The organism is Streptomyces sp. NPDC020681 (genome assembly GCF_044334895.1).
GTDB lineage: Bacteria > Actinomycetota > Actinomycetes > Streptomycetales > Streptomycetaceae > Streptomyces.
Genome location: NZ_JBIRTX010000002.1, coordinates 148,619 through 174,895, shown reverse-complemented (window position 1 = coordinate 174,895; position 26,277 = coordinate 148,619). Strand labels below are relative to the sequence as shown.

The 26,277-nt window shown below is 70.2% G+C and carries 27 protein-coding genes; 19 read left to right on the top strand and 8 right to left on the bottom strand.

Features of this window, described 5'->3' with window-relative positions; all coding sequences use genetic code 11:
- Nucleotides 1-104 precede the first annotated feature (104 nt).
- The 4 genes from ACH4YL_RS04285 to ACH4YL_RS04270 all read left to right on the top strand — a co-directional run bounded on the left by ACH4YL_RS04285 (nt 105) and on the right by ACH4YL_RS04270 (nt 5,020).
- The gene (locus ACH4YL_RS04285; protein ID WP_398504682.1) at nt 105-785 is read left to right on the top strand and encodes a GntR family transcriptional regulator; all 681 of its coding nucleotides are present in this window, start codon (nt 105-107) and stop codon (nt 783-785) included.
- Nucleotides 782-3,202, top strand: a complete 2,421-nt coding sequence (locus ACH4YL_RS04280; protein WP_398504680.1) for a dolichyl-phosphate beta-glucosyltransferase — start codon at nt 782-784, stop codon at nt 3,200-3,202. Before ACH4YL_RS04285 ends, ACH4YL_RS04280 begins: the two co-directional genes overlap by 4 nt.
- A 117-nt stretch (nt 3,203-3,319) precedes the next feature.
- On the top strand, nt 3,320-3,970 hold the full coding sequence (locus ACH4YL_RS04275) for a hypothetical protein (RefSeq protein ID WP_398504679.1): 651 nt from the start codon (nt 3,320-3,322) through the stop codon (nt 3,968-3,970).
- 105 nt (nt 3,971-4,075) lie between these two features.
- A complete protein-coding gene (locus ACH4YL_RS04270) occupies nt 4,076-5,020 on the top strand; it encodes a class I SAM-dependent methyltransferase (protein WP_398504677.1) in 945 nt (314 codons plus the stop codon).
- A 145-nt stretch (nt 5,021-5,165) separates the two neighbouring features.
- On the opposite strand, the gene ACH4YL_RS04265 is transcribed toward ACH4YL_RS04270, so the two are convergent.
- Nucleotides 5,166-5,891, bottom strand: a complete 726-nt coding sequence (locus ACH4YL_RS04265; protein ID WP_398504675.1) for an SLATT domain-containing protein — start codon at nt 5,889-5,891, stop codon at nt 5,166-5,168.
- Nucleotides 5,892-6,190: 299 nt separating this feature from the next.
- Here ACH4YL_RS04265 and ACH4YL_RS04260 point away from each other — a divergent pair, with 299 nt between their 5' ends.
- The 3 genes from ACH4YL_RS04260 (at nt 6,191) to ACH4YL_RS04250 (ending at nt 7,879) form a co-directional block, all read left to right on the top strand.
- Nucleotides 6,191-6,526, top strand: a complete 336-nt coding sequence (locus ACH4YL_RS04260; RefSeq protein ID WP_398505586.1) for a YbaB/EbfC family nucleoid-associated protein — start codon at nt 6,191-6,193, stop codon at nt 6,524-6,526.
- A gap of 101 nt (nt 6,527-6,627) precedes the next feature.
- Complete coding sequence (gene recR, locus ACH4YL_RS04255; protein WP_398504673.1) at nt 6,628-7,227, top strand: recombination mediator RecR; 600 nt, start codon at nt 6,628-6,630, stop codon at nt 7,225-7,227.
- Nucleotides 7,220-7,879 carry a DUF5063 domain-containing protein gene (locus ACH4YL_RS04250; protein ID WP_398504671.1) on the top strand — a complete coding sequence of 220 codons (660 nt, stop codon included), beginning with the start codon at nt 7,220-7,222 and terminating at the stop codon, nt 7,877-7,879. Before recR ends, ACH4YL_RS04250 begins: the two co-directional genes overlap by 8 nt.
- Nucleotides 7,880-7,889: 10 nt before the next feature.
- Here the strand turns inward: ACH4YL_RS04250 and ACH4YL_RS04245 are convergent, their stop codons facing one another.
- Complete coding sequence (locus ACH4YL_RS04245) at nt 7,890-8,168, bottom strand: hypothetical protein (protein ID WP_398504669.1); 279 nt, start codon at nt 8,166-8,168, stop codon at nt 7,890-7,892.
- Here ACH4YL_RS04245 and ACH4YL_RS04240 point away from each other — a divergent pair.
- The 6 genes from ACH4YL_RS04240 (at nt 8,167) to ACH4YL_RS04215 (ending at nt 13,613) form a co-directional block, all read left to right on the top strand.
- Nucleotides 8,167-8,619, top strand: a complete 453-nt coding sequence (locus ACH4YL_RS04240; RefSeq protein ID WP_398504667.1) for a hypothetical protein — start codon at nt 8,167-8,169, stop codon at nt 8,617-8,619. The two genes, ACH4YL_RS04245 and ACH4YL_RS04240, sit on opposite strands and share 2 nt — an antisense overlap.
- Nucleotides 8,620-8,633: 14 nt before the next feature.
- Entirely contained in the window at nt 8,634-8,966 is a 333-nt protein-coding gene (locus ACH4YL_RS04235) for a hypothetical protein (protein WP_398504665.1), read from the top strand.
- Nucleotides 8,967-9,231: 265 nt separating this feature from the next.
- Nucleotides 9,232-10,503 carry an aspartate kinase gene (locus ACH4YL_RS04230; RefSeq protein WP_398504663.1) on the top strand — a complete coding sequence of 424 codons (1,272 nt, stop codon included), beginning with the start codon at nt 9,232-9,234 and terminating at the stop codon, nt 10,501-10,503.
- Complete coding sequence (locus ACH4YL_RS04225) at nt 10,500-11,594, top strand: aspartate-semialdehyde dehydrogenase (protein WP_398504661.1); 1,095 nt, start codon at nt 10,500-10,502, stop codon at nt 11,592-11,594. Before ACH4YL_RS04230 ends, ACH4YL_RS04225 begins: the two co-directional genes overlap by 4 nt.
- Before the next feature lie 253 nt (nt 11,595-11,847).
- Nucleotides 11,848-12,510, top strand: a complete 663-nt coding sequence (locus ACH4YL_RS04220; protein WP_398504659.1) for a SigE family RNA polymerase sigma factor — start codon at nt 11,848-11,850, stop codon at nt 12,508-12,510.
- A gap of 71 nt (nt 12,511-12,581) precedes the next feature.
- On the top strand, nt 12,582-13,613 hold the full coding sequence (locus ACH4YL_RS04215) for a hypothetical protein (protein ID WP_398504657.1): 1,032 nt from the start codon (nt 12,582-12,584) through the stop codon (nt 13,611-13,613).
- A gap of 189 nt (nt 13,614-13,802) precedes the next feature.
- On the opposite strand, the gene ACH4YL_RS04210 is transcribed toward ACH4YL_RS04215, so the two are convergent.
- Both ACH4YL_RS04210 and ACH4YL_RS04205 read right to left on the bottom strand, forming a co-directional pair.
- Nucleotides 13,803-14,558 (bottom strand): SURF1 family protein, encoded by a 756-nt coding sequence (locus ACH4YL_RS04210; protein ID WP_398504655.1) that lies wholly within the window; start codon nt 14,556-14,558, stop codon nt 13,803-13,805.
- Nucleotides 14,559-14,602: 44 nt separating this feature from the next.
- The gene (locus tag ACH4YL_RS04205) at nt 14,603-16,399 is read right to left on the bottom strand and encodes a prolyl oligopeptidase family serine peptidase (protein ID WP_398504653.1); all 1,797 of its coding nucleotides are present in this window, start codon (nt 16,397-16,399) and stop codon (nt 14,603-14,605) included.
- A gap of 70 nt (nt 16,400-16,469) precedes the next feature.
- On the opposite strand from ACH4YL_RS04205, the gene ACH4YL_RS04200 reads away from it, so the two are divergent.
- The gene (locus tag ACH4YL_RS04200; RefSeq protein ID WP_398504651.1) at nt 16,470-17,306 is read left to right on the top strand and encodes a class I SAM-dependent methyltransferase; all 837 of its coding nucleotides are present in this window, start codon (nt 16,470-16,472) and stop codon (nt 17,304-17,306) included.
- Between the two features lie 54 nt (nt 17,307-17,360).
- Nucleotides 17,361-17,735, top strand: a complete 375-nt coding sequence (locus ACH4YL_RS04195) for a nuclear transport factor 2 family protein (protein WP_398504649.1) — start codon at nt 17,361-17,363, stop codon at nt 17,733-17,735.
- Between the two features lie 69 nt (nt 17,736-17,804).
- Here the strand turns inward: ACH4YL_RS04195 and ACH4YL_RS04190 are convergent, their stop codons facing one another.
- Both ACH4YL_RS04190 and ACH4YL_RS04185 read right to left on the bottom strand, forming a co-directional pair.
- Complete coding sequence (locus ACH4YL_RS04190) at nt 17,805-18,488, bottom strand: 4'-phosphopantetheinyl transferase family protein (protein WP_398504647.1); 684 nt, start codon at nt 18,486-18,488, stop codon at nt 17,805-17,807.
- A 142-nt stretch (nt 18,489-18,630) separates the two neighbouring features.
- Entirely contained in the window at nt 18,631-19,206 is a 576-nt protein-coding gene (locus tag ACH4YL_RS04185; protein ID WP_398504645.1) for a TerD family protein, read from the bottom strand.
- A gap of 155 nt (nt 19,207-19,361) precedes the next feature.
- Here ACH4YL_RS04185 and ACH4YL_RS04180 point away from each other — a divergent pair, with 155 nt between their 5' ends.
- Together ACH4YL_RS04180 and ACH4YL_RS04175 are read left to right on the top strand one after the other, a co-directional pair.
- Nucleotides 19,362-19,787 carry an ArsR/SmtB family transcription factor gene (locus ACH4YL_RS04180; protein ID WP_398504643.1) on the top strand — a complete coding sequence of 142 codons (426 nt, stop codon included), beginning with the start codon at nt 19,362-19,364 and terminating at the stop codon, nt 19,785-19,787.
- Nucleotides 19,787-20,437, top strand: coding sequence for an SRPBCC family protein (locus ACH4YL_RS04175; RefSeq protein ID WP_398504641.1), 651 nt, complete (start codon nt 19,787-19,789; stop codon nt 20,435-20,437). The genes ACH4YL_RS04180 and ACH4YL_RS04175 overlap by 1 nt, the downstream gene beginning before the upstream one ends.
- Before the next feature lie 139 nt (nt 20,438-20,576).
- Here the strand turns inward: ACH4YL_RS04175 and ACH4YL_RS04170 are convergent, their stop codons facing one another.
- Complete coding sequence (locus ACH4YL_RS04170; protein ID WP_398504639.1) at nt 20,577-21,323, bottom strand: DJ-1/PfpI family protein; 747 nt, start codon at nt 21,321-21,323, stop codon at nt 20,577-20,579.
- A 257-nt stretch (nt 21,324-21,580) separates the two neighbouring features.
- Between ACH4YL_RS04170 and ACH4YL_RS04165 the strand changes: the two genes are divergently transcribed.
- On the top strand, nt 21,581-23,182 hold the full coding sequence (locus ACH4YL_RS04165) for an O-antigen ligase family protein (RefSeq protein ID WP_398504637.1): 1,602 nt from the start codon (nt 21,581-21,583) through the stop codon (nt 23,180-23,182).
- A gap of 65 nt (nt 23,183-23,247) precedes the next feature.
- Here ACH4YL_RS04165 and ACH4YL_RS04160 read toward each other — a convergent pair whose 3' ends face one another.
- Nucleotides 23,248-23,895, bottom strand: a complete 648-nt coding sequence (locus tag ACH4YL_RS04160; protein ID WP_398504635.1) for a TetR/AcrR family transcriptional regulator — start codon at nt 23,893-23,895, stop codon at nt 23,248-23,250.
- Between the two features lie 84 nt (nt 23,896-23,979).
- On the opposite strand from ACH4YL_RS04160, the gene ACH4YL_RS04155 reads away from it, so the two are divergent.
- On the top strand, nt 23,980-26,184 hold the full coding sequence (locus ACH4YL_RS04155; RefSeq protein ID WP_398504633.1) for an MMPL family transporter: 2,205 nt from the start codon (nt 23,980-23,982) through the stop codon (nt 26,182-26,184).
- The last annotated feature ends 93 nt before the right edge of the window (nt 26,185-26,277 follow it).

Sequence of the window (26,277 nt, the reverse complement as noted above, 5' to 3'; positions counted from 1 at the left end):
CGCGCCCGGAATACGTCTACCTAGCGGCGAACCTCACACCCTGCCACCACCTGTCCGCCCCTGGCCTATCGTGTCCGGGACCCCCGGAGAAGGAGAAGGCCACGATGCGCGGCAACGGCAGTACCGCTGTCACCCGCAGCACCCTGCGGCAGCAGATCGCCGACGCGCTGCGTGACGAGGTTCTGGCGGGCCGGCTCCAGCCCGGGCACGAGTTCACCGTCAAGCAGATCGCCGACCAGTACGGGGTGTCCGCGACGCCCGTACGGGAAGCGCTCGTCGATCTCTCCGCGCAGGGGCTCCTCGACTCGGACCAGCACCGGGGCTTCAAGGTGCACCAGTTCACCGTGGACGACTACCGCGGCATGGTCGAGGCCCGCACGCTCATCATCGACGGCATCTTCCGTCAGGCGGAGCGCCGCGGCACCCGCGGCGGACTGCACGGCAAGGCGCTGGTCTCCGTGCGCCGCCGCGCCGAGGAGGCGGCCCGCGCCGCCCGCGGCGGCGACCTCGACATCCTCATCGGCTACGACCTGCGCTTCTGGCGCGAGCTCGCTTCGGTCGTCACCAACAGCTATATCTGCGACTTCCTGCACCGGCTGCGCGTCCAGGCCTGGGTGTTCGCCGTGCCGTATCTGCGCGCCGACGCCGAACTGCGCGACTGGCTGTGGAGCGGGCACGAGGAGCTGGTGGACGCCGTGACTCTCGGCGACATCGAGGCGGCGCGGACCGTCATCTGCGCGTACAACGACCACTCGCTCGCGTGGGCGGATCGGCTGGAGCGGTGAGCGTGGACCTGAGCGTCGTCGTCCCGGCGTACAACGAGGAGAGCCGGCTGCGACCCACGCTGGACGCGATCTGTGCACATCTGCGCGCGGATCCGGGCCGCTGGGGCGACTGGGAGCTGATCGTCGTCGACGACGGCTCCACCGACTCCACCGCCAAGATAGCCAAGGAGGCCGCGGCCGAGGAGCCGCGGATCCACCTCGTCGGAGGCGAGGACAACCGCGGCAAGGGCAACGCGCTGCGGCGGGGCGTACTCGCCTCCTACGGCCGCCGCGTCCTGATCACCGACGCCGACCTCGCGACCCCGATCGAGGAGCTGGACCGCCTCGACAAGCAGCTCGCCGCCGAGGACAGCGCCGCCGCGATCGGCTCGCGCGCGCACCCCGAGTCCCGCATCGAAGTGCATCAGCGCGCGATCCGCGAATGGCTCGGCCGGATGGGCAACCGGCTCATACGCGCCGTGGCGGTGCCCGGCATCTACGACACCCAGTGCGGATTCAAGCTCTTCGACGGCGACAGGGCGCGCGCCGCCTTCGCCGACTCGCGGCTCGACGGGTGGGGGATCGATGTCGAGGTGCTGCGGTTCTTCCGGCGCGAGGGCTGGCCGGTGACGGAGGTCCCAGTGCGCTGGTCGCACCAGGCGGGCTCCAAGGTCAGACCGCTGGACTACGGCAAGGTGCTGGTGGAGCTGGTCCGGCTGCGCGCGCGGGCGGTGCGGCGGGTGGACCTCGTCGTCACCGGGCTCTTCCTGCTCGCGTCCGTACTGCTCTACAAGGGCCTGTGGACCGACCTCGACAGCGGCTACCTCACCGACGCCGGGCAGGACCAGAACCAGTGGGAGTGGTTCTTCGCGGTCACCGCCGACAATGTGGTGCATCTGCGCAATCCGCTGTTCACGACCCTCCAGGGCTATCCCGACGGCGTGAACCTGATGGCGAACACCGTGATGCTGGGCCTCTCCGTGCCGCTCACACCGGTGACGCTGCTGCTCGGTCCGACGGTCACCTGGGCGCTGGTCCTCACCGGCGGCCTCGCGGCGACCGCGACCGCCTGGTACTGGCTGATCGCGCGACGACTGGTCGACAACCCCTGGGCCGCGGCACTGGGCGCGGCCGTCGCCGCCTTCGCGCCGCCGATGATCTCGCACGGCAACGCGCACCCCAACTTCCTTGTGCTGTTCATGATCCCGGTGATCATCGACCGTGCGCTGCGGCTCTGCGAGGGCCGCAATGTCGTACGCGACGGGGTGCTGCTCGGCCTGTTCGCCACGTACCAGATCTTCCTCGGCGAAGAGCCGCTGCTGCTCGCGGCGATGGGCATGCTGCTCTTCGCCCTCTCGTACGCGCTGGTGCGCCGCGATGTCGCGCGGGCCGCCCGGCGGCCGCTGCTGCGCGGGCTCGCCATCGCGATGGCGGTCTGTCTGCCGCTGATCGCCTTTCCGCTGGGCTGGCAGTTCTTCGGCCCGCAGAGCTATACGAACGTGCTGCACGGCGACAACACCGGCAACGGGCCACGCGCCTTCCTGGAGTTCGCCGGCCGCTCGCTGATGGGCACGGACGAGCGCGCCGACCGGTTCGCCATGAACCGCACCGAGCAGAACGCCTTCTTCGGCTGGCCGCTGGTCGCGCTCGCGACGGCGATCGTGGTGCGGCTGTGGCGGCTCGCAGTGGTCAAGGCACTGGCGTTCACGGCCTTCGCGGCCGCGTTCCTCTCGCTCGGCGCGGAGTTCCGCATCCCGTACACCGACATCGTGCTCACCGGACCGTGGCGAGGGCTGGCCCATCAGCCGCTCTTCGAATCAGTCATCGAGTCGCGCGTCGCGATGATCTGCGCGCCGGCGCTCGGCGTGCTGGTCGCGCTGGCCGTCGACCGGCTCGCGGTCACCAGGGATCGGGTCAATCAGGTGGTGGGGCTGGCGGCGGTGGCCGCGGCCCTGGTGCCGGTGCTGCCGACGCCGTATCCGGTGCGGGAGCGGCCCGACGTTCCCGAGTTCATCACGAAGGGCATGTACCGCTCGTACCTCTCCGACGGCGAATCCGTGGTCACGGTGCCACTGCCGTACCCGGGCAGCGCGGAGGCCCTGCACTGGCAGTCGGCCACCGGCCTCGGATTCTCGGTGGCCGGCGGGTACTTCAACGGGCCCTGGGGTCCGGACCGTATCGGCATCTACGGTGCGACTCCGCGCCACACCTCCAACCTTTTCAACGATGTCCGCAACACCGGCCGCAAGCCGAACATCGGCCCGAACTGGCAGGCTCAGGCGCGCGCCGACCTCGCGGCCTGGCGGGCGGGCGTGGTGGTCCTGGAGCCGCAGTACAACGCCGAGGCGCTGTATGCGACGGTGGAGAAACTGCTCGGGGAGCCGGGCAGGCGAGTGGGCGGCGTATGGGTATGGGACGTGCAGACGGAGTCCCGTTGACCTGGCGTCCACGGCGTCCCGTTGACGACCGGCGCTCTTCGCCGAAGCTGCCCGTGCCACTACTCTGTCCCGACCGTCCAACGCCCCCTTGTATGCGACCGGAGAGCGAGCCTTCCCTTGGCCTGTGACCTGTGGCTGGTCCCCCTCGTCGATGTGCTGTGCCACAGCCCCGACAACCCCTTCGCAGAAGAGATCGCGTCCTACGACAAGGCGCTGACCGGCGCCGGACTGCCGACGGTGCCGGTTTTCGCCTATATGCCGGGATTGTCGGGCGACGTGGCCCCGGTAGCGGGCTTCGACTACGACGCGCTGCACTTCCTGCGGCGGGCGTATCTGCTGCAGCTCTGCGGGCTCGCGGTGACGCCGGTGGACGAACTGGGCGGCGACTACGAGCAGTTGCTGGAGATGTTCGAGTCGACGGCGCAGCAGTCGCATCTGGTGTGGCACTACGACCACGCGGGCGCGTACGTCCCGGTGGACTTCGGCGCTCCGCTGTTCAACGACGAACTGCTCGCCGGCGGCGGACCGTTGGGCTCCACGCAGGGCCTGCTGCGGGAGCTGGAGTATGTCGCGCCGTCGATCGGCATCGACCCGGCGAACCCGCCGGCCGCGCCGCAGCCGCCGGACCGGCCGACCTCCCTGGAGGAGCCGGCGGGACCGATTCCGTACGACGAGAGTCCCTTCGCACGCGAGCGGCACGTGTGGCTGGGACTGCACGCGGCGGCGACGCGCAGCCTGGGCCAGGGTTCGATGATCATTTTCAGCTAGGGCCTTTCGTCTGGATCGGGCCTGATCCGGGAGACAGGCACTGGCCGCACGAGATGCTTGCGCAGGCTTAAACTCCCGGACATCTCGGACCTGTAGGACCGGTGCATGTCACAGACGAGTACCCCGGTGACGGGGGAGATCGCGGACGAGGCGCTCCCCCGCCCGACGCGCTTCGCGGACGTCAAGGGCTGGTTCTGGCCCGTGGACCAGCTTCTTTTCGACTGGTTTCTGAGTTACCAGCGGGACACGGACCCGGAGGGCAGAGGTGATCTGCTCGAACTCGGCGCGTACCTCGGCAAGAGCGCGATCTTCACGGGTCTGTATCTGCGTGAGGGGGAGGAGTTCACGGTCTGCGACCTGTGGGACTCACCAGCTCCGGACGACCCCAACAGCGCGGAGATGAACCGCTCGTACTCGACGCTCACCCGGCGCGGGTTCGAGGCCAACTATCTGTCATTCCACGACGAACTGCCGCTGATGGTGCAGGCGCCGACCTCGGTGATCACCTCCAAGGTGAAGCCGGGAAGCTGCCGGTTCGTCCATGTCGACGCCTCGCATCTCTACGAGCATGTGCACGGCGACATCGCGGCGGCCAAGGAGCTGTTGCAGCCGGAAGGCATCGTGTCCTTCGACGACTTCCGCGCCGAGCACTGCCCCGGCGTATCGGCGGCGGTGTGGGGCGCGGTGGCGACCACGGGCCTGAAGCCGATCGTGATCACCGGCACGAAGCTGTACGGGACCTGGGGCGACCCGGCGCCTTTCCGCGAGGCGCTGCTGGAGTTCCTCGCGGACCGCGACGACATGTGGCACGGCGTGGAGGAGGTGGCGGGCGTGCCGATGATCCGCATCAAGGGCAACAAGGCGAAGTCCCCCGAGCACCCTCCGTCCCGCCACAAGCCGGAACCCGCCGCCGAGCCGGCGGTCGTCGCGCCTGCGCCGCAGCCGGTGGCCCCGGCCCTCCGCCGCAGGCCCTCACGCGCCCGCCGCCTGGCGAAGGACCTGCTGCCCCCGATCGTGACGCGGGCCCTGCGCTCGCGCGCACGCGCCTGACGTCCCTCGGGTGCTTCCCCCGCGCCGCCAGGGCGCAGGGGGAAGTGCGGGCACGGCAGAAGGCCGTAGAGGGGCCTGGGGGCGGCGCAGCGCTCCCAGTTACGGGAAGGGGCGGGGAGGGGGCGAGAAGGGGAGACAACCTCCCTCAGCGCGGCGCCTCCGGCGGGCGCTGGCGCGGCATGTTCGGGCGTGTGCTCGGCGGGAGCGGGACGCGGCCCGGGATCGGTCCCGGGTCGGGACGAGGCACCGTCACCGCATGTCCGACCGGCGTCGGACCCGCCCGGAACTCCACCATCCAGTCCGCCGTCTCCGTGCGGACCAGCTCCGTCACATCCTCCGAGAACCGCCGCAACACCCCCAAGCACCGCTCCGCCGCCTCGCTCGCCGTCCCCTCCGCCGGCCCCAGCACCTCTCGTACGCTCTCCGACGCCCAGTCGAACTGCAGTGCCTGCAGCCGCCGCTGCACCGCCTGCGCCGTCGCGACGTTCCTTATCCAGCCCGACGTCACGCCGAAATACCGGTCGCACGCCAGGCAGGCCGCGCCGAGCAGCAGCGACAGATAGCCCCAGCCCGCGGCCCCCGCCAGCGCGCCCGTCAGGTCGAGGAGCGGAAGCGCGGCTCCGGCGATCGCCCCCAGGGCCGTACCGAGCCGCAGGACGCGCGCCGCGCGGCGCTTCCACCGGCGGTCCGCCAGGTACCACTCCGCCGTGCGCAGCGCATCCGCCTCGACCCACCGGTACAGCTCGTCGAGGCGTTCCGCCGGCTCTCCCCAGTCGCCGAGCGGAAACGGCCGTCCGGTCAGGTCACCGCGCGGAACCTCGCTGCGTTCTTCCCGGGCCGGCCCCCCGGGCTGCATCTCCGGCTGGCTCACCGGGGCACTCCTCTACGACGTGAGTACGACGTGACACTGCGTGACGCAAGGTGCGAGTGTGTATGCAAGTGCATCGCGGGCAACACGTGCACTCTGGTGCGCATGCCCTTCCTACCGCCGAATGGTGGGCCCTGCGACGGAAATCCCGGTATTTCCGCCCACAAGAAGGTCTTGATCAGGTAGAGGCCGCGCTGTCCAGTCACTCGAAAGAGTTGGTCACCGCAGGGTGGGGCGCGCCGCTCGCCGACCACGTAGGCTCGGCTTACCGAACAATCGTCGTCGAATTGCCTGGAGTGACCGTGATTCCCGGTGGTGGCCAGCCCAACATGCAGCAGCTCCTTCAGCAGGCCCAGAAGATGCAACAGGACCTCGCGAAGGCCCAGGAGGAGCTGGCGCAGACCGAGGTCGACGGCCAGGCGGGCGGCGGTCTGGTGAAGGCCACCGTGACCGGCTCGGGCGATCTGCGCGGCCTGGTGATCGACCCGAAGGCCGTGGACCCGGACGACACGGAGACGCTCGCGGACCTCGTGGTCGCCGCCGTACAGGCCGCGACGGAGAACGCGCAGCAGCTCCAGCAGGAGAAGCTTGGCCCGCTGACCCAGGGTCTGGGCGGCATGCCGGGCCTGCCCTTCTGACAAGCCGGGCCTGCCCTTCTAAGGCCGGGGCCCACCAACTACCGTAAGCAGCAAAGAACTCCAGAACTCTAGAACTCCAGAGCTCCACGAGAGGCGTTCCGTTGTACGAAGGCGTGGTTCAGGACCTCATCGACGAATTGGGCAGGCTGCCCGGCGTCGGTCCCAAGAGCGCGCAGCGGATCGCTTTTCACATCCTCCAGGCCGAGCCGACCGACGTCCGCCGCCTCGCACACGCCCTCCTCGAGGTGAAGGACAAGGTCCGTTTCTGCGCGGTGTGCGGCAACGTCGCACAGCAGGAACAGTGCAACATCTGCCGTGATCCACGCCGGGACCTCTCGGTCATCTGCGTGGTGGAGGAGCCGAAGGACGTTGTGGCGATCGAGCGGACCCGGGAGTTCCGGGGCCGCTACCACGTGCTCGGCGGGGCCATCAGCCCCATCGAGGGCGTCGGCCCCGACGACCTGCGGATCCGTGAACTGCTGGCCCGCCTCGCGGACGGCACGATCACCGAGCTGATCCTGGCCACGGACCCCAACCTGGAGGGCGAGGCCACCGCCACGTACCTGGCACGCATGGTCAAGCCGATGGGACTCAAGGTCACACGGCTGGCCAGCGGTCTGCCCGTGGGGGGAGACTTGGAATACGCCGACGAGGTCACGCTGGGGCGTGCCTTCGAGGGGAGACGACTTCTCGATGTCTGACGCCAACCTGCACGCCGTGAATCAGGACCCGGACGATTTCGCGGTCCAGATCTCCGACTCGATCGAATCCTTCATCGTCGCGACCACCGAGGTCGCGAAGGGCGACGAGCCCGACAGTGCAGTGCCCTTCCTGCTGCTGGAGGTCTCCCAACTCCTGCTGACGGGCGGCCGGCTGGGCGCGCACGAGGACATCGTCCCGGACGAGCGGTACGAACCGGACACCGGACCCGACCTGGACGTCGACGACCTGCGCGAGCGGTTCGCCGTGCTGCTGGACCCGGTCGACGTCTTCTCCGAGGTCTTCGACCCGTACGAGCCGCGCAAGGCCCCGGTCGCCTGCCGGATCTCCGACAACCTCGCCGACATCGTCACCGACCTGCGCCACGGCCTGGCCCACTACCGCGCGGGCCGCATCAGCGAGGCGCTGTGGTGGTGGCAGTTCTCGTACTTCTCGAACTGGGGCCCCACCGCTTCCGCGACCCTGCGCGCCCTGCAGTCCCTGGTCGCCCATGTCCGCCTCGACCAGCCGCTGGAGGAGCTGGACGGCCTGGACACGGACGAGGACCTGGCGGAGGACGCGCTGGCGGAGGAGGCGGGCAAGGTGATGGCGGAGGAGATCGCTGGTCCGCTGGGCCTGCGTACGGTCACCTGATCCTGCTCTGCTAATTTCCGGCCATGAGGCATGGCCGGATACGGATGGGGACGGGGCTCGCCGTGGCGACCGCCGGACTGTTGCTGACCGCGTGCTCCCCGGACGCCCCGGCCAAGGTGCGCACCGTCCCCGAACCGAGCGCGACCCCTTCGCCGACCGTCTCCGCTTCGCCGACGCCCGCTGCCTCGCCGTCGGCGACTCCTTCCCGCACCTCCGCCGCGCCGGTCACGCCCACTGCCCGGCCCACGCCCACACCCACGCGGCCCGCCAGGCCGACCGTGCTCGCCATGTACGCCCAGACCGCGAGCGGTCGGCTCGACCTGGTCCGCGGCGGCCCGGCGCGGGAGTTCCAGGTCGTGATCCACAACGGCAACACCCGTGCGTACAGCGCGCTGAGCGTCGTTTTCCAGATGGAGATGATGACCGCCGGCGAGGGCCGCACCCCGGCCCAGAACGGCTTCGTACTCGAGCGCCGCGACCCGGCCACCGGCGCCTGGCGCGCCGTCGAACTGCGGGTCGCCAACGACGTCCAGCCGCACTGGCTGTTCACCGGCGGCACACCGCTGGCCGAGGACGCCGCCCGCACCGAGCGCTACCGCATCCGGTCCGAGGCGACCGGCCCTGCGGGCTCCACGCCGCTGATGATCCGCCTGGTCGACACGGCGGCGCCGCAGAGCGCGAGCGACGAGCGCGGTGTTCCGGCGCGTACGTCGCTGATGGTCACCGCGCTCAGGGACTGACCGAGGGGCTCTGAGTGACTGAGCAGGAGACGAGGGAGCGCGCGCGAAGGCCGGCGACGTCGGTGTTCGCGACAGCCCTGTGCGCCGCGGTTCTGATGGCGCTGCACACCGTCGGAGGCTACTTTCTGCTCATCGCGCTGCTCACCGAGTCCGAGGGCCCGTGGGACTCCACCGTCACCGACACCGTGCGGCTGGTGGCTGTCCTCGCCGTGGTGACGGAGCTTGTGGCCGCAGCTTTCACTGCGGCGTTCATCGCGATCGGACTCCTGCGGCGATGGTGGTACGCGATCACCGCTGCGTTGATCCTGACGGCAGTTGTACGGATGGTGTTCGCTCCGGGACCGTAGGGCGCCGCTGATCACCTGGGCATTCCTGGCAGCAGGCCACAGCGGGCGCCCTGGATCATGCGCCCTGTGACCCGTCCCACACTCCGCGTATGCCGCATGGGTCGGGGCAGGAGTCACCACCGAGCGGCCGAGCCGACTGCCCGGTGATCACGGACTGAGCGGGACATCTCACGATGTGACAGCCCCGGGCCGGAGCCCGGCCGCTCGTTAGACTGAGCCGACCGCAGCATTCATGGCTGCCGTAAAGACCGAGCGAGGAGCGCACGTGGGCCTTGTCGTGCAGAAGTACGGAGGCTCCTCCGTTGCCGATGCCGAAGGCATCAAGCGCGTCGCCAAGCGAATCGTCGATGCCAAGAAGAACGGCCACCAGGTGGTCGTCGTGGTATCCGCGATGGGCGACACGACGGATGAGCTGATCGATCTCGCCGAGCAGGTATCCCCGATCCCTGCCGGGCGCGAATTCGACATGCTGCTGACCGCGGGAGAGCGGATCTCCATGGCCCTGCTGGCGATGGCGATCAAAAACCTGGGCCACGAGGCCCAGTCGTTCACCGGCAGTCAGGCAGGCGTCATCACCGACTCGGTCCACAACAAAGCGCGCATCATCGATGTGACGCCGGGCCGGATCCGGACCGCGCTCGACGAGGGCAACATCGCCATCGTCGCCGGTTTCCAGGGTGTGTCCCAGGACAAGAAGGACATCACCACGCTCGGCCGCGGCGGCTCCGACACCACCGCCGTCGCGCTCGCGGCCGCGCTGGACGCCGAGGTCTGCGAGATCTACACCGATGTGGACGGCGTGTTCACCGCCGACCCGCGGGTGGTCAAGAAGGCGAAGAAGATCGACTGGATCGCCTTCGAGGACATGCTGGAGCTCGCCGCCTCCGGCTCCAAGGTGCTGCTGCACCGCTGCGTCGAGTACGCACGCCGATACAACATTCCGATCCACGTCCGCTCGTCCTTCTCCGGGCTGCGCGGCACCTGGGTCAGCAACGAGCCGCAAGGGGACCAGCCGATGGAGCACGCGATCATCTCCGGAGTCGCTCACGACGTCTCCGAGGCGAAGGTCACGGTCGTCGGAGTGCCGGACAAGCCGGGCGAGGCCGCGGCCATCTTCCGTGCGATCGCCGACGCCGAGATCAACATCGACATGGTCGTGCAGAACGTCTCTGCCGCCACCACCGCCCTGACGGACATCTCCTTCACCCTCCCGAAGACCGACGGCCGCAAGGCCATCGACGCCCTGGAGAAGCAGAAGGCCCGGATCGGCTTCGACTCGCTGCGCTACGACGACCAGATCGGCAAGATCTCGCTCGTCGGCGCGGGCATGAAGACCAACCCCGGCGTCACCGCCTCCTTCTTCGAGGCGCTCTCCGACGCGGGCGTCAACATCGAGCTGATCTCCACCTCGGAGATCCGCATCTCGGTGGTCACGCGCGCCGACGACGTCAACGAGGCCGTGCGCGCCGTGCACACCGCCTTCGGGCTCGACTCCGACTCCGACGAAGCGGTTGTCTACGGAGGCACCGGGCGATGACGCCCATGCGGTCCGTCGACGGACCGCCCAAGCCGACGCTCGCGGTTGTCGGAGCGACCGGGGCCGTCGGCTCGGTGATGCTCCAAATCCTGTCTCAGCACGCGGACGTCTGGGGCGACATACGACTCGTTGCTTCTCCGCGCTCGGCCGGCCGCAAGCTGGCCGTGCGCGGAGAGGAGATCGAGGTCCTCGCGCTCGGCGAAGAGGCTCTGACGGGCGTCGACGTCGCGCTGTTCCTGGTGCCGCACGAGGTGTCCGCGCAGTGGGCGCCGATCGCGGCCGCCAAGGGCGCGGTGGTCGTGGACAATTCAGCCGCTTTCCGGCTGGACCAGGACGTTCCACTGGTCGTTCCCGAGGTCAATCCGCATGCCGTACGGGTCCGTCCGCGCGGCATCGTCGCCTCTCCGCACGACACCACGCTCGCGATGATTCCGACGGTTGGCGCGCTGCACGCCGAGTTCGGGCTGCGGGAACTGGTCGTCTCCGCGTACCAGGCCGTCAGCGGCGCGGGCCGGGACGCCGTCGCCGCGCTGCGTGCGCAGCTGTCGCTGGTGGCCGGCACGGAACTGGGGGCCAGGCCCGGAGACGTACGCCGGGCCGTGGGTGACGATCTGGGGCCGTTCGCGGCACCGCTCGCGCTCAATGTCGTGCCGTGGTCCGGGACGCTCCAGGACGGCGGCTGGTCGTCGGAGGAGCTCGGGCTGCGGGCCGAGTTGCGCAAGATCCTTGACCTGCCGGGGCTCCGGGTGGCGGCGACGTTCGTGCGCGTGCCGGTCATCACGACGCACTCGCTCGCGGTGCACGCGCGCTTCGAGAGCGAGGTCACCGTGGAGCGGGCGCACGAGATCCTGGCGACCTCGCCGGGCGTGGTGCTCTTCGACAATCCGGCGGTCGGCGACTTTCCGACGCCCGCCGATGTGGTGGGGACGGATCCGACATGGGTCGGGCGGGTGCGGCGGGCGCCGGACGACCCGTGCGCGCTGGACCTGTTCGTCTGCGGCGACAACCTCCGCAAGGGCGCGGCGCTGAACTCGGCACAGATCGCGGAGGCCGTAGCGGCCGAAATCGGACCAGGGCTGAGGGCTTTGTAGGATCTGTGTACGCCCTGTGAGCAAGTCGAAGGTCTGTACCACTTGAACTGGGGTGCAAGGATGTTCGACGATTCGCTTCCCGCCTAGCTGCAACCGGCAGTTGGGCGGGAAGCGTCTTTGCGGTCGCCCCGGAACGGTGTCGCGACAATTGGGGCATTGGGGAAGAGCGAATACGCATGAGGGCAAACGGATCACCGTCAAAAGCGGTGGCGTACGCGTACAACCCTGACGGGGGGAAGCGTGTCCAACAGGCGTGGCAGAGGTTCTCGACATCGCAGGGGTGGTCCCGGTCCGCGGCGCAACAGTGCGCCCGCTCCGCAGACCCCGCCCGTCCGGCGGCATGCCGGTGATCGCCCCCATGCCTGCGTCACGCACCAACCGCATCACGTCCCAGCGCGAGGGCGCTGAGGAGACGATGGCTGCGGGCACCACCGTCGATCACCTCACCGAGACCTACCGCGCCCACTACCGGTCGCTGCTCGGTCTCGCCGCGCTCCTCCTCGACGACACGGCCTCCTGTGAGGATGTGGTCCAGGAGGCGTTCATCCGCGTCCACTCGGCGCGCAACCGCGTGCGCGACCCGGAGAAGACCCTGGCGTATCTGCGCCAGACCGTGGTCAATCTCTCCAGGTCCGCGCTGCGCCGCCGGATACTCGGGCTGAAGCTGCTCTCCAAGCCGATGCCCGACATGGCGAGCGCCGAGGAAGGCGCGTACGACCAACTGGAGCGGGACGCCCTCATCAAGGCGATGCGCGGACTGCAACGCCGTCAGCGCGAAGTGCTCGTCCTTCGGTACTTTGCCGATATGACCGAGGCCCAGGTCGCCGAGACGCTGGGGATATCGCTTGGCTCGGTGAAGGCGTACGGCTCGCGGGGCATCGCGGCGCTGCGCGTCGCCATGGAGGCCACGACATGAGCGGGCAGAGGAACAGGTTTGAGCGGTACGGGCCGGACGGGCCGTTTGACGACCGGACTGGGAACGAAATTGTGAACAACGGGCCGGAAAATGAGCTGAGCGGCCTCGGCGAGGCGCCGGACGCAGACGAACTGGCCCTGCGCCGACTGCTGCAGGGCGCCGTCCAGGACCTCCAACCGTCCGACGGGGCGCTCGACCATCTGCGGAGGGCGGTCCCCGCGCGGCGCGCCCGCAAGAGGCAGGCGCTCGTCGGCGTGGCCGCTGCGGCACTGCTGATGGGCACCGCGGTCCCCGCCTTCGTCCATGTGGCGAACTCGGGCAGCGGTGACGACGCCCGCACCGCGAACGCCGGACACGGCGAGCAGGCGCAGGGCGGCACCGGGTCCGAGACGGGCGAGATCGGCGGCGACACGGGCACGGACACGCCCTCCGCCGGCGGCCGGGGCACCGCAATGGACCAGGGCGGCGCGACCCCGTCAGCGGGTGACGAGCCCGGCGCGGGTGCCGATGACGGCGCGTCCGGCGGCACAGCCAACCCGTCGGGCACCGTCGCCGCGAACACTCCGGTCTGCGACGCCGGCCAACTCGGCGTCGCCTCCGCACAGGCGGCCTCGCCCGACTCCGAAGGCAAGGTGTACGGCACCTTCCGCATCGCCAATGTCTCCGGGACCGATTGCGCGGTCAACGGCGGCGGGTCGATCGGCTTCCAGGCGCTCGGCGCGGCCGACCCCGCCAAGATCAGCGTGGTCGCCCACAGCGCGGGCGACGCGGCGACCGGTCTGCCGGACCCCTCGCAGGAGGCCGGCACGCTGCTCCTGAAGCCGGACACGGCGTACGAGGTGAAGTTCGCCTGGGTGCCGAGCGACACCTGTCCGACCAACAACACCTCGCCCGACCCGACGCCGTCCGACGGCGGCTCGTCCGGCGCGAACAGCGGCACCGGCTCGGACACCACCGAGACCCAGCTCGTCACCGAGGACACCCCGGCGGACGGCAGCATCGCGGTCACCCACACCGCGGAACCGGGCGCCCCGGCCGCGGAGACGACGATCCCGAATGCCTGCTCGGGCACGATTTACCGCACGGGTGTGCTGAGCGGGTAGTTGAGGGACGGGCCGGGGCCGGGGCCGCGGGCTTCCGGGTCCTGGTGGGTTGAGTGCCGCGCCCGAGGGCGTTGAGCGCCAGGCTCGGGTGGGTTGAGCGCCGGGCCCCGGTGGGTTGAGCGCGCGCCGAGGGCGTTGAACACCAGGCCCGTACCGGGACCGTGCCAGGCCGTACCGGGCCCGCGCTGGTTACACCGGCTCGGGCTCCAGGCCCAGCTCGCGGTCCCGTGCCGCCTCCGCCTCGCGCCGCAGCAGCCGGAACCACATGAACAGCACGAACCCGGCGAAGACGAACCACTCCCCGGTGTAGCCCAGGTTCTGGAACGCCTTAAGGTCCAGCCCCGTGCCCTCCGGCGTGGTCGCCGGCACCGCCCGCAGGCCGCGGTCCGCCTCAGCGACCGTGACCCACGCGTCGTACACGTCGTCCGGCACGAGGTTCACCAGCGACGCCGCGCTGATCATCCCCAGCTGCCCGCTCGGCAGCCCGCCCGCCGTGTGCACGCCGTCCGTGCCCGCCGTCTCGGAGGCCTGGAGCGCGCCGGTCACCGTGACCCGGCCCGCCGGCGGCGCCGGCACCGGCTCGCCGGCGGCCAGCCAGCCGCGGACCACCGGCAGCGTCCGGCCGCCGTCGGTCTTCAGCAGCGACAGCACATAGGAGCCGCGCTTCCCGTCCAACTCGCGGTCGGGCACGACGAACTGCTTGCCGTACTGCCCGGTGGCCGTCGCCTGCCGCCCCGACGTCTCCTGGTCGACGGGCAGTAGCTCGTCGAGCGGGACCGCCTGCTGCTCACCGGGTGCGGGTCGCCGCTCCGCCTCCTGGTGCGTGTCGACCCGGTCCTCGAACTTGCCGAGCTGCCACGAGCCCATGAAGACGCAGAACGGGATCGCCAGTACGACGAAGACATTGATCCCCCACCAGCGGGGAGTCAGCAGGAACCGGTACACCCCTCCACGGTACGGAACGCGAACCGGCCGCTCCGGTCCGCCCCCTATTCCTGTCCTCCCAGGTGCGCCGCCGCGAACGCGATCTCCAGGCCGACCTGCTTGATCCGCTCCTCCACCACCAGCGAGCCATGACCCGCGTCGTACCGGTACACCTCATGGACCGCGCCCCGCGCCGCGAGCCTGTCCACATAGTTCTCCACCTGACGGATCGGGCAGCGCGGGTCATTGACGCCCGCCGAGATGTAGACCGGGGCCCGCACCGCGTCCACATAGGTCAGCGGCGACGAGGCCTCGAACCGCTCCGGGACCTCCTCCGGCGTGCCGCCGAGCAGCGTGCGGTCCATCGCCTTCAGCGCCTCCATCTCGTCGTGGTACGCCGTGACATAGTCCGCGACCGGCACCGCCGCCAGACCCAGCGCCCAGGCCTCGGGCTGGGTGCCGAGACCGAGCAGGGTCAGATAGCCGCCCCAGGAGCCGCCCGCCAGGATCAGCTTCTTAGGGTCCGCCAGCCCGGACGCCACCGCCCACTCGCGAACCGCCGCGATGTCCTCCAGCTCGATCAGCCCGACGCGGTGCTTGAGCGCGTCCGTCCACTCCCGGCCGTATCCCGTCGAACCGCGGTAGTTGACCCGCACCACCGCGTACCCGTGGTCGATCCAGGCGGCCGGTCCCGCGGCGAACGCGTCGCTGTCGTGCCACGTCGGGCCGCCGTGTATCTCGAACACTGTCGGCAGCGGACCTGTCGTCCCGGCGGGCCGCTGCACCAGCGCATGGATACGGCCCCCGGGCCCGTCCACCCAGGCGTCCTCCACCGGCACCGACTCCGGCGCCTTCATCCCGGGCGGATCGAGCACGACACCGCCGGCGGTCGAGCGCACCTGCGGCGGTAGCGCGGCGGACGACCACAGATACTCCCCCTCCCCGTCCGGCCTGGCCGTCGCGCCCGAGACCGAACCGGCGGGCGTCTCGACGCGCACCAGCTCGCGCGTCGCCAGGTCGTACCGCCACAGCTCGCCGCGCGCCTCGAAGCTGTGCGCGACCAGCAGCCCGGACCCGTCCGGATACCACTCGGCATTCACATCGCCGGGCAGGTCGATCGCGAGCTCCGTCTCCTCGCCGGAGGCGACGTCCCAGATGACCGGCTCCCAGCGGCCGCGCCGCTGATGCCCGATGAGCAGTCGCGTGTCGCCGTCCACCGGAGCGAAGCCGAGGACCTCCAGACCCAGCTCCTGCGTGCCTCCCTTGGTGTCGTCCAGCTCGGCCACCGGGCTGCCGTCGAGACGCACCACGCGCAGCGCCGAGTGCATCGCGTCGCCGTGCTCGGTGTGCTCGATCGCGATCAGCGTCCCGTCGTGCGACAGATCGCCGACTCCGGCCGACTCCCGGTGCCGGTAGATCTCGACCGGCTCGCCCCCGTCCCGTACGACATGGAGCGTCGTGCCGTCGTCGTCGGTCGACCGGCCGACCACCGAGGTGCCGTCCCGGCCGATCGCCAGACCCGCCGGATACGACGGCTCGAGACCGGGCGCGGCCGGCTCGTCCTCGCCGCCGCCGAACGGCTGCCGCATCCATATCCCGAACTCGTCGCCGTCCTTGTCCGAGAACCACCAGATCGACGCGCCGTCGGGCGACAGCACTCCGTCCGTCGTGCCGTTCGGCCGGTCGGTTGCCTGCCGCTGCTCGCCGGTCGCCCGGTCCCACGCGTACAGCTCGTACGTCCCGGTGGCGTTCGAGACGAAGAGCGAGCGGGCGGGCGCGTCCTCCGCCCAGTCGGGGAGGGAGACGCGCGGCGCGCGGAAGCGCTTCTCCCAGTCGGGCATCGAGTCGGTGATCTCAGTCATGACCCCATTCTGCGCCGCGCCGACGACAATCCGTTCGCGCTGTCCGCAGCCTGTGGATAACTTCGTCTTCATGTACTCTCCGACGCCCGCGGACTGGCGCGAGGCCAACCGCTCCCGCTGGGACGAACGTGTGCCGATACACGTGGCGGGCGACTATTACGAACTCGACGCCTTCTGCGCGGGCAAGGACGTGCTGCGCGACTTCGAGGTCGCCGAGGTCGGCGACGTCACCGGCCGCACGCTCCTTCACCTTCAATGCCACATCGGTCTCGACACGCTGAGCTGGGCCCGTCGTGGCGCGGCGCACGTCGTCGGACTCGACTTCTCCGAACCCGCCGTCGAGACGGCCCGCGGGCTCGCGCAGGATCTCGGTTTCGGCCCGGACCGTGCGGCGTTCGTCGCCGCCGATGTGTACGACGCGGCGGAAGCCGTCCCCGACTCCTCGTACGACATCGTCTACACGGGCGTCGGCGCGCTGAACTGGCTGCCGGACATCACGCGCTGGGCCGAGACCGCGGCCGCGCTCGTCGCGCCCGGCGGCTTCCTCTATCTCGCGGAGTTCCATCCGCTCACCGACGTTCTCGACAACGAGACGGGCTCGCGGGTCGTCCACGACTATTTCGCGCGCGACGCCTGGATCGACCAGACGCCGGGCAGCTACGCCGACTTCGACGCCCCGACCGTCCACAACCGCAGCGTCGAATGGCAGCATCCGGTCGGGGATGTCGTCTCCGCGCTGATCGCCGCGGGACTGCGCCTCGACCTTCTCCACGAGCACGACGTCTCGCTCTTCCAGCGCTTCGGGCAGCTCACGCGGCACGACGACGGCTACTACCGGTTCCCGGCGGACCGGCCGCGGATCCCGCTGATGTACTCGCTCCGCGCCTCGAAAGCTGCCCAGGCCTAAGGGCAAAGAGCCTGGTCAGGACCGATTGTCAGTGGCGGGGTGCAGACTTTCCGTATGACCGAACTGCGCAAGACAGTTGAGAGCTACTGGTCGACGGCGGAGGCCCGCGACTGGTCCGCGTTCGCTTCCACGCTCGCCGAGGGCGTGCTCTACGACCTGCCGCAGACCCGCGAGCGAATCCGCGGCCGGGACAGGTACGTCCAGTTCAATCGCGAGTATCCGGGCGACTGGCACATACGCATCCAGCGCGTCGTCGCCGACGGCGACCAGGTCGTCACGTGGATCCATTTCACCGTCGGCCTGGAGGAGATGTACGCGATCACGTTCTTCACCGGCGACGAGGAGGGCCGGATCACGACGGTCACCGACTTCTGGCCGGAGGAGTACGAACCCCCGCAGGGCCGCGAGCACTTGGTCGAGCGTTACTGACCTTTGTTACCGCCGGACGCACGGACGTACGCAGCAGGTGCTGCGCGCCGCGAGATGCCGTGGCACCGACTAGACGCCGACGGCCACCGCCACGGCCGCCGCCGCCGCGAAACCGGTGTCGACGGGCAGATCCGTCAGCAACCAGCCGGTGTTCGCTGCCGGTTGGGCCCCCGCGCCCACATAGGTGAGGGACAGATCCTCGTTGAGTCCCACCCCGGTCGCCTTCAGCAGGGCTTCCTTGCGGGTCCAGCAGCGGGTGAACGCGGTGGCGCGCTGAGCGGCGGGCAGTGCCGCCAGTTCCGTGCGCTCCTTCGGGTGCAGCTGCGTCGCGACATCGGAGATCGTACCGGCGTCGGGCACGGCCTCGACGTCCACGCCGACCGGTGTCGCGGCCAGCGCGATCAGCACCAGGCCGCTGGTGTGCGACAGCGAGAAGTGCACGGCGTTGCCGGGCACCACGGGCCGCCCGTGCGGGCCGCCGCAGTGGCTGCACGGCAGGCGCTCCAAGGTGATGGCCTCGGGAGCCTGCCCGAGGCGCTCGCCGAGCAGTCGGCGCAGGGCCACATGCGCGACGGCATAGGCGTCACGGTCCGCGGGCCGGAAGAAGCCGTCGAGGCGGGCGGACTCCTCGGCGTCCAGGACGTGCCGATGGGCGATGGCGTCCTCGGCGTGGTCCGAGACCTTGCCGGACCACAGGAGCTCCACGCCCGGCGGCGGTGCGACCCGGTCGCGGTCGATGGGTGTTCCGGTCACCGTTCGGCCTCCTCCTCAGGTCAGCAAGGGTAGTCAACGGACATCACCCGGCTTCGCACCGGAACGCGGCACGGGCCCGACCCCCTGCCGGGGATCGGGCCCGTGTGCGTCACGTACGGCGGTGCGGATCAGCCGGCGCGGATCAGATGTTGACGCCGAAGTCCTGCGCGATGCCGCGCAGACCCGAGGCGTACCCCTGACCGACCGCGCGGAACTTCCACTCGGCCGCGTTGCGGTAGAGCTCACCGAAGACCATGGCCGTCTCCGTCGAGGCGTCCTCACTCAGGTCGTAGCGCGCGAGCTCGGCGCCGCCGGCCTGGTTGACGACGCGGATGAACGCGTTGCGCACCTGGCCGAAGGACTGCTGACGGCTCTCGCCCTCGTGGATCGAGACCGGGAACACGATCTTGTCGACCTCGGCCGGCACGCCCGCCAGGTTGACCTTGAGCTGCTCGTCGTCGCCTTCGCCTTCACCCGTGAGGTTGTCACCGGTGTGCTCGACGGAACCGTCCGGGCTCTTCAGGTTGTTGAAGAAGACGAAGTGCTGATCCGTCAGGACCTTGCCGCCGGCGTCCACCAGCAGGGCGCTGGCGTCCAGGTCGAAATCGGTCCCGGTGGTGCTGCGTACGTCCCAGCCAAGGCCCACGACGACCGCAGTCAGACCCGGCGCCTCCTTGCTGAGCGAAACGTTGCCGCCCTTGGACAGGCTGACACCCATGGAAATCCCCTGCGCAATCCGGCGCGGGCCGCGCCTCTCTTGACGATTCCTTTGCCCACGGGCCCAACGAGTGATGGCCCACATCGGTTCCCGTATCGCATCCTCGAACTATCTAAGCTTTGACTTATATAAGCGAACGTTGCACAGTGGATGACGTGCACGCATTCGATGTTCTGGGAGATCCGGTACGGCGCCGGATCTTGGAGCTGCTTGCCGACGGCGAGCAGCCGTCCGGCGTGGTCAGCTCGGTGATCCAGGCCGAGTTCGGGATCTCGCAGCCCGCTGTTTCGCAGCATCTGCGGGTCCTGCGGGAGGCAGGCTTCGCCTCCGTACGAGCCGAGGGCACCCGGCGGCTCTATGCCGTCGATGCCGGGCCCTTGCGCGAGGTGGACCAGTGGCTCGAGCGGTTCCGCGGCTTCTGGGAGCAGCGGCTGGACGCGCTCGGCACCGAACTCGCGCGCGGCAAGCGTGAGCGCCGCAGACGGGACGAGCAGGCAAACCACACCAACAGCGCAACCAACAGCGCAACCAGCAGCGCTGCCGACGGCGCATCCGACAGCGCAACCGACAAGGAGCAGTGATGAGCGACATCGTCGACCAGATCAACGACATCCATCGGGAAGTCGGCAGCCGCCAGGTCGCGGGGGAGCAGGCCAGCACGCTCGTGACACGGCGCACCTACGACGCCGCCATCGAGGACGTCTGGGACGCATGTACCGACCCCGAACGGATCCGGCGCTGGTTCCTGCCGGTGACCGGTGACTTGAAGCTCGGCGGCCGCTACCAACTGGAGGGCAACGCCGGCGGCGAGATCCTGCGCTGCGAGCCGCCCGAGCTGCTCAAGGTGAGCTGGCTCTTCGGTGAGAACCCGGGCTTCAGCGAGGTCGAGGTGCGGCTGACGCCGGAGGGCGACGAGCGGACCGTCTTCGAGCTCGAGCATGTCGCTGTGGTGCCGCCGGAGATGGGCGACTTCGGGCCCGGCGCGGTCGGCGTCGGCTGGGACCTGACGCTGCTCGGCCTCGGCCTGTATCTGAGCGGCAGTCCGATCGACCCCAGAGACGGTGCGGCCTGGCAGTCCTCGGACGAGGCACGGGAGTTCATGACGCGCAGCAGCGAGGCGTGGGGCGCGGCGTTCGCGGCTTCGGGCGCGCCGGCCGATGTCGTCGCGGTGGCGGTAAGCGCCACGACCGCGTTCTACGTACCGGAACGGCCGGATACGGAAGGCGCATGACCGTCAGGGACGGGCCATCACGGACTGACCGTCAGGGACCGGCTTCACGGCCCGAACGTCACGGTGCGGCGCTGGGCGTCTTCTCCGCGGCCTGCTCGTCGAGGACCCGGCACTCGGCGAGCAGGCTCGCGCATGCCCCTCACCCCCGCCTGGTCCGAAGCACGGAACCGCGCCGCTCGAACTCCATGAGGGACTCCACCTGAGTCGCGGCCCTGGACCCGATTTCACGCTCCAGCAGCCACAGCGCACCGTCGATCCCCGAACTGACCCCACCCGCACACACCAGATTCCCGTCGTCCACCACACGGGCATCGCGCACATCGGCGCCTTGATCCTTCAGATACTGCTTGGCACCGTGATGGGTGGTGCAGGGCCGGTCACCGATCACGCCGGCGGCCTGCAGCACGACGACGCCGGTGCACACTCCGAGCAGTGTGAGCGACGGCCGCACGGCCCGCCGCAGTTCCCGGGTGAGTACGCCCTTCTTGATCTCGGCCCAGATCCCGGCCCCGTCCCGCCTTCCGAACCCGCCACCGGGCACCACGATCACATCCGCGCCCGACGGGTCCCAGTCCCCGCCCACCACCACTTCGGTCCCGAACCGCCCGGTCACGCGCGCCGGTTCGCCGCTGGTCACGAGGTGGGCCGTGACGGGGTGCCCCATCCCGGCGGCCGCGCCGAAGACTTCGAGTGGCCCGATGAAGTCCAACTCCTCAACCCCGTCGAACGCGATGACGTGCACGCGCAGGGGCTTCGGCCGCACAGGATTCTCGCGCTCGGACTCCTCGGCTGCGGCGCTCCCGCCGCCACTGCCCCAGGCGCCCGCGGCTCCGGCTCCGGCCGCCGCCGTCGACTTGAGCAGACCTCTGCGATTGATCGGTGTCATGTCTGGAGCCCTCCGTCGTACGACCGTTACCGCCATGTGGTCGGAGGGGCCGGAGTGCAGGTTCCGCAGCCGGTGCTCGTCGACCAAAAACGACCGGGTTGGCCGGATGCCTCGGCCGAGGCTCCGGCCGCTTCGGCCCGTCTTGGCCCGCCTCGGCTCGCCTTGAGTGGACGGTCGGCCGCCCATCGCACAGTTGCTCTCCGCCGTTTGCGTCCCTGACACCCACCCGATGCGCCGGGCGGACACGCTCGGGTGTCATGGCATCCGACCGGACCACGTCGGCGAGCCCAGGGCTGCCGTACGCCATCGCTCAGGTCACGCCGCTCGCGGCAACAGCCGTCGTGCTGCTGGACACCGCGACCGACTTCTTTCCCGACGACCCGCTGTTCGCGGTCGTGACGCCGCTGCGGCTCGCCCTTTTCGCCGGGGTGGCCGCGCTGCTGATACCGGTGCGGGGTCTGTCCCGCCCGCGGCTCGGGGACTTCCGCACCCGCCTCGATCTCCCCATCGCACTGCTGCTGTTCGCGTCGGTGGCAACCACCTACGTCGGCGGGCACCCCACCTCGCCGCTGCGCGGACTGCTGACCGCAGTCGCCTGCTACTACCTGATCGTCGGGCTCCGGCGCAGCCGGCCCGAGTCCTGGCGGTCGATCGGGCTGCTCGTGCTGGTCGCCGTGACAGCCGCGAGCACATCGGCGTTTTCCCAGGTGACGAACCAGACTCCGACCGGATTCTGCCGCACCGGGTTCCTCACCGACGTGTCCTGCGACGCCGGTGCCCCGGGCACCCTGATACGGGCCATCGGCACGTTCTCCAACCCCAATCTGCTGGCCGTGTTCCTCGTCCTGCTGATCCCGTTCACGCTGCTGGCCGCTGTCTCCGTCGACGAGCGATCGGCCCGGATCACCGTGGCCTGCGCGGCGGTCATCGCGTACGGCGCGGTGCTCACCACCTTCTCCCGGGCCGTGTACGTCGCCGCCGCGGCGGGTCTCCTCGTGCTCGGCACCGCGTACTGGCTGGCTCCCCGGATCGTCGACCGAGCCCAGCGCCGCCTCGTGGGGACGCTGGGACTGGTCTGCCTGACCGCCGGGGCAGCGGTGATCTGGGCGGTGTCGCGGGCCGGCAATTCGCTCGGTGTTCGCGGCCAGGCGTGGGAGGCGGCCCTCGGGCTGGCCGCCGACCATCCGCTGGGCGTTGGACTCAGCCGGGCGGGCGCGGCCGTGTCCGCTGCCGCGCCCGGAGACCGGGTCTTCGCCCACTCCCACAACCTCTGGCTGAACTGGCTCGTCGAGACCGGTCCGCTCGGCCTGCTCGCCCTTGTCCTCGTGACCGTGATCGCGTGGACGTCCGCGGCCCGCGCCGCCCGCGAGAAGTCGGTCATCGGCACCGCCGGGCTCGCCGCGCTGACCGGGTTCTTCCTGATGGGCATGATGGATCATCCGGCCAATCTGGACCGGATCGAGATTCTGTTCTGGCTCGTCCTGGGTCTGGTGATGGCGGAGGCCCCGGCCTCATGGCGCAGCTCCGAACCCGCGCCTCCGCGTACCGTCCGTCCCCGGCACGGCCCGCATCACCGCAAGCCGGTCCCGGTCCCCGTCCCAGCCCCGGGCCCGGCGCCGTCTCCGGCGCCGTCCCCGGCCGTCTCGTCGTCCTGGCCCGACTCCCGCGCCGCGCGCCGCCGCCTCCGCAGGGGTGCGGTCGCCCACATGACGACACCGACCACCGACAGCACCACCGCACCTCCCACGACCGCGACGCCGCCTCCGGTTACGAGGAAAATCACGATGAGTTCCCACCAGGATGGTTCCTCGGCCATGCCTCTCCCCGTGTGCGACTACCTCCCACGACGTACGGCGTAGACGATCCGTTCCACGGCGGACACGCCAACACCCGCCGCCCCCGGGCACGGTGGGCTCACGGAGGACTAGCGGGTGAGCCCGGCCGAGATGGTGGCCAGGGTCTGCTCGATGACCGCGTCGCGCTGCTCGGCGGGGAGGCGGGCGAGCGGGCCGTCGAGGATGAGCAGGGAGAGGCCGTGGACGGCCGACCAGGCGGCGACCTCGGCCCCGGGCCGGTTCTCCGGCCGCATCCGGCCCGTGGCCACGAGCGTGTCGAGCGTCTCCGAGAGCAGCACGAACGCCGCGAACTGCGGTCCCTCGGGGGCTTCGAGGCCGGTGAAGTCGCTGTTCTGCATCATGGCTGTGCGGCAGAAGGCGGTGCGGTAGAGCCCCGGGTTCTCCATCGCGAACCGGACATATCCTCGCCCGATCGCCTTGACCCTGCGAACGGCCTCCTCACCCGGGTCGTCGAGCTCCGGGCGTATGTGCGTGGCCCCGCCCATCGAGTCGGCGAGCGCCTGCTGGCCGCGGATCTTCACCGCCTCGAGGAGATCTCCCTGGCCGGTGAAGTGGCGGTACGCGGCGGTGGGTGACACGCCCACGCTGCGGGCCGCCTCACGCAGTACGACCCGTTCGGGGCCGCCTTCTGCCGCGAGTCCGACGGCGGCCTCGATCAGCGCGTTGCGCAGGTCGCCGTGGTGGTAGCGGGGCTTGCCGCCCGTGGTCGGTCCCATGAGTCCATCCTGCCCGATGTTGACGCCATTAACATTGTGTGCCACCTTCGATGTTAATGGCGTAAACATCCAGAGGTGATGACCATGTTCGGCCGAATTTCGGAGCTGGCCCTCCACCGGGGCCGGCTTGTACTGACACTCGCCGCGGTGGCCGTGGTCGCCATGGCGGCCATCGGCTTCGGGGCGTTCGGCAAGCTCCTGGGCGGCGGTTTCGAGGATCCGAGCGCGCCCTCGGCCCAGGCGCAGGAGCTCATCGACGAGAAGTTCGGCGGCGAGAGCAATCTGGTCCTGCTGGTCCGGTCCGACGACGGCACCATCAGCACCCCCGCCGCCGAAAGCGCCGGACGCGCCCTCACCGCGGAGCTCAAGGGGGAGCCCACCGTGGCGAACGTGATCTCGTACTGGGACACCGGCGCCTCCGCGCTGACCTCCCGGGACGGGAACGAGGCGCTGGTCCTGGCCCACGTCAAGGGCGACGAGACCGAGCAGGCCGACAACGCCTCGGTGATCATCGACGAGTACACCGGCGACCGGAGCGGGCTCACCGTGCAGGCCGGCGGAGCGGCCGCGGTCGGCGACGAAGTGCCCACCCAGGTCGCCAAGGACCTCGCGCTGGCCGAAATGATCGCTGTGCCCCTGATCCTCATCCTGCTCGTGATCGCCTTCGGCAGCGTCGTCGCGGCACTGCTGCCCCTGGTCATCGGACTGATCGCGATCGTCGGCACCTTCGCCGAGCTGTATGTGCTCGGCAGTCTCACCAGCGTGTCGGTGTTCTCGATCAACCTCACCACCGCCCTGGGCCTGGGCCTCGGCATCGACTACGCCCTGCTCATGATCAGCCGGTTCCGCGAACACCTCGCGGAGGGCGCCGAGGTCCCTGAAGCGCTCCGGCACACGGTACGAACCGCCGGGCGGACCATCACCTTCTCCGCCGCGACCGTGGCCGCCGCACTCGCCGCGCTGCTCGTCTTCCCGCAGTACTTCCTGCGATCCTTCGCCTACGCGGGCATCGGCGTCGTGGCCATCGCCGCCGTCAGCGCCCTGATCGTCGTTCCGGCGCTGCTCGCCGTGCTGGGCCACCGGGTCAACAACGGCCGACTGCCCTGGGCGAAGACCGTGCGCAGCGCCGAAGCCCCCTTCTGGGGCCGGCTCGCCCGCACGGTCATGCGCAGGCCCGCCCTGACCGCACTGCCGGTCCTCGGGATCCTGCTGCTCGCCGCGAGTCCACTGCTCGGCGTCACCTTCGGCACACCGGACGAGCGGGTGCTGCCGGAGAGCGCCCAGAGCCGGCAGGTCGCCACCGCGGTCCAGCGCGACTTCGCCGGCAGCGACGAGTCGGCGGTGCAGATCGTGACGACCGGGCCCGTCGCGCCGGCCGAACTGCGTTCGTACGCGACCGACATCTCGCGGCTGGACGGCGCGGTACGGGTCGAGACCTCCGCCGGCACGTTCAGCGACGGCCGGTCCACCCCGCCCGGGCCCGCGAACGCCGCACTGGGCCGGCCCGACGCCCAGCGGATCGCCGTCATCACCGACCTCACGCCCAAGTCCGACGAGGCTCAGAACCTGGTCAAGGACGTACGGGAGATGGATCCACCCGCCGGAACCGAGGCACTGGTCGGTGGCACGGACGCGCGACTCGTCGACTCCAAGACTTCGATCGCCGACCGGCTCCCGGCCGCCATCGGCCTCGTCGCGGGCACCACGTTCGTGATCCTCTTCCTCTTCACCGGCAGCTTGATCCAGCCACTGCGGGCGCTGGTCCTCAACGCCATCAGCCTCAGCGCGGCCATCGGCGTCATGGTGTGGATCTTCCAGGACGGCCATCTGTCCTCGCTGCTCGGCTTCACGCCACAGCCGATGGACACCTCGATGACGGTGCTCATGTTCTGCATCGCCTTCGGTCTGTCGATGGACTACGAGGTCTTCGTGACCAGCCGGATCAAGGAACTGCACGACGCGGGTGCCGACACGGAGACCGCCGTCACCAGCGGGCTCTCGCACACCGGACGGATCGTGACCATGGCAGCCGGTCTGCTCGCGGTGAGCTTCTTCGCCTTCGGCACGGCCAATGTCAGCTTCATCCAGATGTTCGGGCTCGGCAGCGGTCTGGCGATCCTGATCGACGCGGTGGCCGTTCGCGGAGTGCTCGTGCCGGCGGCCATGAAGCTGCTGGGGCCCACGGCCTGGTACGCACCGAAGCCGCTGCGCGCGATGCACGGTCGACTGGGCCTCACCGAGGGCGAGACGCCGCCCACCGAGCAGGAGCGAACGCCCGCCAAGGTCTGACCCGGGAACGGCTCTGGGAACGGCTCCGGGAACGGCTCTGGCCCGGTCATCCTCAACGGATGACCGGGCCAGAGCCGGTGCTTCAGCCGGTTC

Bases quoted from the DNA above. Each gene is read 5' to 3' on its own strand.
- ACH4YL_RS04270 (WP_398504677.1), top strand. From the start codon at position 4,076: ATGTCACAGACGAGTACCCCGGTGACGGGGGAGATCGCGGACGAGGCG.
- ACH4YL_RS04225 (WP_398504661.1), top strand. From the start codon at position 10,500: ATGACGCCCATGCGGTCCGTCGACGGACCGCCCAAGCCGACGCTCGCG.
- ACH4YL_RS04185 (WP_398504645.1), bottom strand. From the start codon at position 19,206: ATGGGTGTCAGCCTGTCCAAGGGCGGCAACGTTTCGCTCAGCAAGGAG.
- ACH4YL_RS04285 (WP_398504682.1), top strand. From the start codon at position 105: ATGCGCGGCAACGGCAGTACCGCTGTCACCCGCAGCACCCTGCGGCAG.
- ACH4YL_RS04240 (WP_398504667.1), top strand. From the start codon at position 8,167: ATGTACGCCCAGACCGCGAGCGGTCGGCTCGACCTGGTCCGCGGCGGC.
- ACH4YL_RS04155 (WP_398504633.1), top strand. From the start codon at position 23,980: ATGTTCGGCCGAATTTCGGAGCTGGCCCTCCACCGGGGCCGGCTTGTA.
- ACH4YL_RS04250 (WP_398504671.1), top strand. From the start codon at position 7,220: ATGTCTGACGCCAACCTGCACGCCGTGAATCAGGACCCGGACGATTTC.
- ACH4YL_RS04165 (WP_398504637.1), top strand. From the start codon at position 21,581: ATGGCATCCGACCGGACCACGTCGGCGAGCCCAGGGCTGCCGTACGCC.
- ACH4YL_RS04170 (WP_398504639.1), bottom strand. From the start codon at position 21,323: ATGACACCGATCAATCGCAGAGGTCTGCTCAAGTCGACGGCGGCGGCC.
- ACH4YL_RS04160 (WP_398504635.1), bottom strand. From the start codon at position 23,895: ATGGGACCGACCACGGGCGGCAAGCCCCGCTACCACCACGGCGACCTG.
- ACH4YL_RS04195 (WP_398504649.1), top strand. From the start codon at position 17,361: ATGACCGAACTGCGCAAGACAGTTGAGAGCTACTGGTCGACGGCGGAG.
- ACH4YL_RS04205 (WP_398504653.1), bottom strand. From the start codon at position 16,399: ATGACTGAGATCACCGACTCGATGCCCGACTGGGAGAAGCGCTTCCGC.
- ACH4YL_RS04175 (WP_398504641.1), top strand. From the start codon at position 19,787: ATGAGCGACATCGTCGACCAGATCAACGACATCCATCGGGAAGTCGGC.
- ACH4YL_RS04200 (WP_398504651.1), top strand. From the start codon at position 16,470: ATGTACTCTCCGACGCCCGCGGACTGGCGCGAGGCCAACCGCTCCCGC.
- ACH4YL_RS04245 (WP_398504669.1), bottom strand. From the start codon at position 8,168: ATGGCGAGCACGGTCGGCCTGGCGGGCCGCGTGGGTGTGGGCGTGGGC.